This is a genomic window from Selenomonas sp. oral taxon 892 str. F0426, from assembly GCF_000468035.1.
Lineage (GTDB): Bacteria > Bacillota > Negativicutes > Selenomonadales > Selenomonadaceae > Centipeda.
In genome coordinates, this window is record NZ_KI260512.1 from 1 (window position 1) to 6,901 (window position 6,901).

The window sequence follows — 6,901 nt, forward strand, 5'->3', positions numbered from 1 at the left end:
TCTGCATCTTCACCCTTGTCGGCGTGGCGAATGTCCTCGATACGCACATCATCGGGAGCGGTTGCGTCCTGCGCTCTGCCGTGATCTTCTTCTACATCTCGAATGAGGGAATCTCCATCATCGAGAACGCAGCGCGGATGGGGCTTCCCGTTCCGCAGAAATTGCAGGACATGATGCATCGGCTTGGAGACAAATAATAATAGTTTACTGACATGGAAGTTCTAGGTTTACAAGTATGTTATCTGAATTCTTCGTAGGGGGTGTTTTCTTTGATAAGATTACAAATGGTCTCTACATCATCACTTGATAAATGAGCTATAAGAGCAATTTTTTCACCAATAGTATTGAATGATGTACCTACGACAAATCCACAATCTCCCATAATCCAAAATCTGTCATGAAAGATATTTGTTTTATAAATTGTATGGTTGATATTTGCTGCATTTAGTTTTGAAGTAAAATCATCTTTTTTTCCCTGTTTTTGGGTATAGATTATTATGTTTTTGATGTTTGCGTTCTTTAGTAGTTGTACCAATCTTTCTTGAACATCGTCTTCCATATGCAAAAACCAGGGATCAGTAATTATCAAATCTTGTTGGCCTGTTTGTGTACTTATTTCGCTAAGATAAGATGCAATTTTTGCTTCCAAATCACTTTTCTCTAAATTGGGATGCAGTATTTCTTCTGTTAAAATCTCAATATTAGTACCCTGATGGGGGGAAGACAAATAAGAAAAGAATCTATCGTAGTCGATTGTGGCTATGAGTTCTTCCAATTTAATATTATGTTTTTCTTCTATGTAATTTATGATATCTTGTTCGGTTTTAGTACGGTCTTGCCAAGCTAGTGTATAACGCACATGACTTTTCCCTTGAATCATGATACCCATATTTTCAAGATCTTCACGAAACATTTGTTCAATACAAATATAAATTCCTTCACAACATAGTTTTGTGATTTTATCACCAAGGTCGTCTTCAGCTGCAATAGTGTAGTTTTTCATATTCGTACCCTCCAAAATAGTTTAATCACATTATATCAACATTGTATAAATCATGCCAAGAAAATCCTGATATAAAGAAATAGTTAATTTAAACTCATTGCTCGACAATTTCTTGTCAAACTCATTTATGTTGATGTAGTTATGCACAACAAAGAAATTTTTGCTTAAGGTGTCAAAATGACACCTTAACTTTTTTGCCCGAAAGGGTGACTAAAAGAGCCGTTTTTGTCCGCTGTTCCATGAAGGGAGATGTTGAAATGAGCAAGGAAGAAGGAATACGGGAAATGACGTATCAGATGGTGATGCGTGCTTCATGGAAAATGCTGCAGAGCGGGCTTTTGTCAGAGGACGAGTATCTTGCGTTTGAAGCGAAAATGCGCGAGAAATATCGTCCCGTCATCGGACTTTTATTTTCAGATATTGACTTGCTATCGTGCGGATAGTACGGGAATATGGGAGTGGAAAGGAGGGAGCACCATGAAGATACGAAAAGTTCAACCAAGCCCTATATTGCAGAAAAAGCTGCGTGTGGCTGCGTATGCCCGCGTTTCTGTGGATACGCTTCACCACTCCCTTGCGGCGCAGGTAAGTTACTACAGCAATCTCATCCAGAATAATCCCGCATGGGAATACGCAGGCGTGTACGCAGATGAAGGCATCACAGGCACAAGTACCGCGCATCGGACGGAGTTCAAGCGACTGATCGCCGACTGCAACGCCGGGAAGATTGATTTGGTGCTCGTCAAAAGCATCAGCCGTTTTGCCCGTGACACTGTGGATTGCCTCAATACCGTCCGTCGCTTGAAAGAGAAGGGGATTGCCGTTCGCTTCGAGCGCGAGAACATTGATTCCACATCCGAGGACGGGGAACTCCTCTTGACGCTGCTCGCATCCTTTGCGCAGGAGGAGAGCCGGAGCATCGGCGATAACATCCGATGGGGCGTGCGGCGACGATTCGCCGAGGGGATTCCGAACGGGCATAAAGCACCTTACGGCTACCGATGGGACGGAGAGATGTTCCGCATTATCCCTGCCGAGGGCAAGATCGTCAAGGAAATTTACCGTAGATACCTTGCCGGGGAATCTGCCTACGCCATCGCAAAGACACTCGCGGGGCGCGGAATCACAGGACGGCAGGGGAGACCCATCGAGCAGACCACGGTAAAGGATATTCTCTCCAACATCTCCTACACGGGCACAATGGCACTGCAGAAAAACTACATCAGCGAGGGACATGTCCGCAAGCGGAATAAAGGTGAGCTGCCCATTTACATGGTGGACGGAATATTCGAGCCGCTTGTGAGCAAGAATGACTTCGATAAGGCACAAGAGATACGGAAAATGAGAGCCGAGCAGTCCGGCAATCGGAATTCTGTACGGATGCCATTCTCGGGAATAGTAAAATGCGGATGCTGCGGAGGGGGCTTCAGCAGAAGAACTGCCGGGAAGTACAGGCGATGGGGCTGCAATACGAAAGAGCGGAAGGGCGGCACAGCATGTGACAGCCGTCCAATCAAGGAGGAGGAGCTTGTTGCTGCGGTCAGAGCCGTCATGGAGAAGGATGATTTTGATACTGCGGAACTCAGGCGTAAGGTGTCCAAGATCGTCATTTACGGTGACTGTGTGGAACTTCACCTAACAAATGGCCGCATAAAAAAGACTGCCCGCATCTATAACGGGCAGCGTGGCAGCAATCCCTTCACCAACAAAGTGTACTGCGCTTCCTGCGGCAGCAAGTGTGAACGCGATACATGGACGAAGGGAACTAAGGTATGGTCTTGCAGTCAGCCGCGCACAAAGTGCCGACTGAAGAGATTGACCGAATCCGAACTAAAGGAAGCGGCAGAATCCTTGTTCGGTGACTGCTACGAGGGCAAGATCGTACAGAATGTCGAGCGGATCACCATATCCGATGATGAGGTCATATTTCAACTCAAAGAAGGAGGCGCGTACCGATGGCAAAGACAGTGAGGGTCATCCCTGCAAGCCCTAAAATCTTTCGCTCTGAGGTTACGGCAGAACCAAGACGGCGCAGGACGGCAGGATATGCCAGAGTTTCGACCGATCATGAAGAACAGGCTTCCAGTTACGAAACGCAGATGGCGCATTACAAGAACTACATCGAAAGCCGCGCCGACTGGGATTTCGTCGGCATGTATTCGGACGAGGGGATCAGCGGCACCAACACAAAGAAGCGTGACGGCTTCAACCAGATGATCGAGGATGCCCTTGCCGGCAAGATTGACCTCATCATCACCAAGTCCGTCAGCCGATTTGCAAGAAACACTGTGGATTCTCTGCAGAACGTCCGCAAACTCAAGGAAAACGGCGTAGAGATCTATTTCGAGAAAGAGAATATCTGGACGTTCGACACGCGCGGAGAACTCCTTATAACGATTATGTCCAGCCTGGCTCAGGAGGAGAGCCGCAGTATCTCGGAGAACACCACATGGGGCAAGCGCAAGCAGTTCGCCGAGGGCAAGACCAGTGTGGGGTACAGTGCATTTCTCGGCTATGACAAGGACTTCAAAATCAACGAAGAACAGGCGCAAGTGGTGAAGCTCATCTACAAGCTATTCCTCGGTGGACGCTCCTTCTACGCCATTACCAAGGAACTGGAGAAGCAGGGCATTAAATCTCCGTCGGGAAAGGAAAAGTGGTATATTTCCACGGTACGGTCAATCCTTACGAACGAGAAGTACCGTGGCGATGCGCTGATCCAGAAGGAGTATACGGCGGATTTCCTCGATAAGACGAGACGGAAGAATACGGGTGAGATTCCGCAGTATTATGTGGAGGAACATCACGAGGCGATTATCCCGCCGGACTTATTCGACTTTGTGCAGTCGGAGATAAAACGCAGAGAGCAGAACGGCAAGCACAGCGGTGTGAGCATCTTCTCGAACAAAATCAAATGCGGCTGCTGCGGCGGTTACTACGGTGCGAAGGTCTGGCACTCGACCGACAAATACCGCAGAGTCATCTACCGCTGCAACAATAAATATACGCACAAGGGGAAGCTGTGCGGCACGAGGCACTTGACGGAGGAGGAAATCAAACAGATTTTCGTCAAGGCACTGAATTCCTTGGTGGAAGTCAAAGAGCACGTGATTGCAGAACTTCGGTCGCTGGTTGATGATGTTTGCCAAACGGTGGAGCTGACGGAGGAACGGGATAAAGTAGAGCAGGAACTGGGCGTTTTGGCAGAACGGCTTGAAACACTGATTCGCGAAAACGCACTGGTGGCACAGGACCAGACGGCATATCTGAAACAGGAAAATGAGATTCGCGCACTCTATGTGGAAAAGCAGGGACATTTGGAGCAGTTGGACGAGCAAATTGCCGAGAGGGAGAGCAAGAGAAATACCTTGGAGGGCATGATTCAAGCGGTATGCGGTATCGACGGGGAGCAGGTTGCGTTTGATGAGGAGCTATGGGCCGGACTGCTCGATCACGTTGTGGTCAAGGAGGACGGGCTGGTGGTCGTTGTTTTCAAAGGCGGGATTGAAATTGGTGTTGGGGGATGAAGATATAAATTCAAGAGATCACCTTTCGCGCAAAAGATTCCATCACGCAAAAGATTCCATCACGCAGAAGATTCCATTTACCAGAAGTAGCCTCGCAACAGACGCAGCAAAAAGGACGACCTTTCAGTCGCCCTAAGAAAGATGCCCTTCAATCATCGGTATGGGGCAGCAACACTCAAATCGTCACCGTTCCACTGTGTTCCATATCGACGGTCACTGTCGCAGTGGGAAATGTGATCTCGTAGACAATGAGTGCGTCACCGACCGCAGCAATTGTTTCGTCGTAGCCCGGAATCTTTGCTGTGAATGTATCGGCGAGGTCGAAGATACTGCGCTTGCTCTTCGCGGCAGTGCCGACGGCACGGACGTGTGCCGTTCCCCCGTCATGAGGGATCGTGGTGAACGAAACTGTATGGTTTGCGTCGATTTCACCAACCTTTGCATTGTCTGGAAAGGTTGCGAAGTAGACGAGCTTTTTCTCCTCTGCATAGACAAAATTCACAATGCGCACATGGGGCGTATTGTCCACCGATGTTGCAAGTGCGAGGTCTTGATGTGCTGCCATCAGGCGCAGAAATTCGTTACTCATGTTCATATCCATACTCCTTTTCTTTGTGGAATAGTTGTAGTATAGTATAAAAAGGTGTCAATTTGCGGCACCTTTATGGAGGATGTGTATGAATAAATCCGAGCGTCTGAACGATATGATACGTTATCTTTCGGGAAAGAACTCTTTTCGACTGCGTGATCTGATGGAGCGATACAGTATTTCGCGCAGCTCCGCTCTGCGCGATGTGCGTGCACTTGAGGAGTTGGGACTGCCAATTTTTACCCGCACAGGACGTGGCGGGTCATATGGGGTTCTACCGAATCGTATACTTACGCCGATCCTTTTTACCGTGGACGAAATGTATGCGCTCTACGTTGCCATGCGTACACTCGATGCCTATCAGACGACGCCGTTTCATCTGGATGTGGTGCGTCTGCGGGAAAAATTTGAGGAGTGCGCCCCTCTCCACAGGACATCTCTGCACCGCATCGCGGATATTCTGCGCCTCGATGTAACGAAGCACGCGAATGAGAGTGCATGTTTGCGGGATATTTTACAGTTTGCTGTACGGGAGCAGCCCTGCGTGATTTATTATCAAAAGAAAGAACTGCGCCGCTATACAGTGCAGTTCTTCGAGATTCGCGCAGCGTATGGGCAGTGGTATGGGACGGCACATGATTTCGAGATGGGGCAGGCGCGTGTCTTTCGGTGTGACCGCATCACTACGGTGGAGGAGTGTAGGGATGTGGCGGGGATGCCTCTCTCGTCCTTTGCACGCCCCTCAGAGGAACTTTATCGCCGTGCAGATGCTCTCTCCTTTGTTGTCGAAATTACAGCAAAAGGACGAGATTTTTTTTATAAAGAACACTATTCATCCATGCGACTTGTGGAGGAGAATGGGCGGTACTATATCCATGGATTTTACAATGTGGGCGAGGAGGAGTTTATCGCGGATTACTTTATCCACTATGGAGATGAAGTTCAAACGGTCGAGTCTATGGCACTCAGAGAGGTGATCCGTACACGGCTACGTACGTTGACGATGCATTATAAGGAGATGGCGTAATTACTCATCGACTACATTTTGATTATGTGCAGAACCTCCCGCATAGGGAAACTGTGGCAGGCACAAACGAAATGCGAAGGTCTCGCGATCAACGATACCGATTGTCTGGTCGCTATCGTATAGGGCGAGAAGGAACTCTGCCATTTGGTTGCTTGTGTGATAGGTGCCGAACACCTTGTCATAGTCATAGGCGGCGTTGTTGTTCGCGACTGCGCCGAACTCGGTCTGCGTTGCAGCGGGGGCAAGGAGCTTTGCACGGAGCTTCGCGCCGCGTGCTATGAGTTCATGTGCGAGTCCCTCGGTGAATGCACTGACATAGAATTTTGTCGCGCAGTAGGTGACAGCAGTTGGGACAATGGTGTAGCCGCCGACGGAGGAAATGTTGATCAGCTGCGTATCTTCTATCTCAGCGCAGTCTCGTACGAAGAGTGTGGAAAAGACGGTCAGTGCCTCGATGTTTAGATGAAGCATTTGTCTGATCAAGATTGACGTGACTGCTTGCCTAAGAAGATGATAAACTCCAACAAGATGGGAAATTGATCTCTATTAGGGGAATCTACACAATTCTCTTTTTGGGGTTCGTTGTAAAATGAAGTTGAACAGCTAAACAAAAACAAAATCCATAGTGACATCCCGTGCTATAATGCTCATGTGCGGCAAAGTAGCACACAAGAATTTTGCAGACAGCAGCCCCTATTATTCCGTATCTGTTTATCAAAATTTAGAAAAACTATAATTTCATATTGACTTTTTTC

Annotated in this window: 7 protein-coding genes and 1 pseudogene; 5 read left to right on the plus strand and 3 right to left on the minus strand. The window is 48.1% G+C overall.

Translation table 11 applies throughout. The annotated features are described in order from the left end of the window. The coding region (locus HMPREF1992_RS00025) for a phage holin family protein (protein WP_021683736.1) at nt 1-197 on the plus strand (197 nt) is incomplete at its 5' end. A 41-nt stretch (nt 198-238) separates the two neighbouring features. Here the strand turns inward: HMPREF1992_RS00025 and HMPREF1992_RS00030 are convergent. Continuing rightward, entirely contained in the window at nt 239-1,003 is a 765-nt protein-coding gene (locus HMPREF1992_RS00030; RefSeq protein ID WP_021683737.1) for a hypothetical protein, read from the minus strand. A 257-nt stretch (nt 1,004-1,260) separates the two neighbouring features. Between HMPREF1992_RS00030 and HMPREF1992_RS11365 the strand changes: the two genes are divergently transcribed. The 3 genes from HMPREF1992_RS11365 to HMPREF1992_RS00040 are packed head-to-tail and all read left to right on the plus strand — an operon-like array spanning nt 1,261 to nt 4,530. After that, a complete protein-coding gene (locus HMPREF1992_RS11365; RefSeq protein WP_026762616.1) occupies nt 1,261-1,446 on the plus strand; it encodes an SHOCT domain-containing protein in 186 nt (61 codons plus the stop codon). A 34-nt stretch (nt 1,447-1,480) separates the two neighbouring features. Further along, a complete protein-coding gene (locus tag HMPREF1992_RS00035; RefSeq protein ID WP_021683739.1) occupies nt 1,481-2,974 on the plus strand; it encodes a recombinase family protein in 1,494 nt (497 codons plus the stop codon). Beyond that, nucleotides 2,959-4,530, plus strand: a complete 1,572-nt coding sequence (locus HMPREF1992_RS00040) for a recombinase family protein (RefSeq protein ID WP_021683740.1) — start codon at nt 2,959-2,961, stop codon at nt 4,528-4,530. Before HMPREF1992_RS00035 ends, HMPREF1992_RS00040 begins: the two co-directional genes overlap by 16 nt. 175 nt (nt 4,531-4,705) lie before the next feature. On the opposite strand, the gene HMPREF1992_RS00045 is transcribed toward HMPREF1992_RS00040, so the two are convergent. Then, a complete protein-coding gene (locus tag HMPREF1992_RS00045) occupies nt 4,706-5,119 on the minus strand; it encodes a pyridoxamine 5'-phosphate oxidase family protein (protein ID WP_369791850.1) in 414 nt (137 codons plus the stop codon). Nucleotides 5,120-5,207: 88 nt separating this feature from the next. On the opposite strand from HMPREF1992_RS00045, the gene HMPREF1992_RS00050 reads away from it, so the two are divergent. Further along, on the plus strand, nt 5,208-6,146 hold the full coding sequence (locus HMPREF1992_RS00050; RefSeq protein ID WP_021683743.1) for a YafY family protein: 939 nt from the start codon (nt 5,208-5,210) through the stop codon (nt 6,144-6,146). Here HMPREF1992_RS00050 and HMPREF1992_RS00055 read toward each other — a convergent pair. Beyond that, a pseudogene (locus HMPREF1992_RS00055) lies at nt 6,147-6,626 on the minus strand (SDR family NAD(P)-dependent oxidoreductase); the annotation flags it as partial. Nucleotides 6,627-6,901: the final 275 nt, after the last annotated feature.

Coding starts and splice junctions, on each gene's coding strand:
- HMPREF1992_RS00045 (WP_369791850.1), bottom strand. CDS start 5,119: ATGAGTAACGAATTTCTGCGCCTGATGGCAGCACATCAAGACCTCGCA.
- HMPREF1992_RS00030 (WP_021683737.1), bottom strand. CDS start 1,003: ATGAAAAACTACACTATTGCAGCTGAAGACGACCTTGGTGATAAAATC.
- HMPREF1992_RS11365 (WP_026762616.1), top strand. CDS start 1,261: ATGAGCAAGGAAGAAGGAATACGGGAAATGACGTATCAGATGGTGATG.
- HMPREF1992_RS00040 (WP_021683740.1), top strand. CDS start 2,959: ATGGCAAAGACAGTGAGGGTCATCCCTGCAAGCCCTAAAATCTTTCGC.
- HMPREF1992_RS00050 (WP_021683743.1), top strand. CDS start 5,208: ATGAATAAATCCGAGCGTCTGAACGATATGATACGTTATCTTTCGGGA.
- HMPREF1992_RS00035 (WP_021683739.1), top strand. CDS start 1,481: ATGAAGATACGAAAAGTTCAACCAAGCCCTATATTGCAGAAAAAGCTG.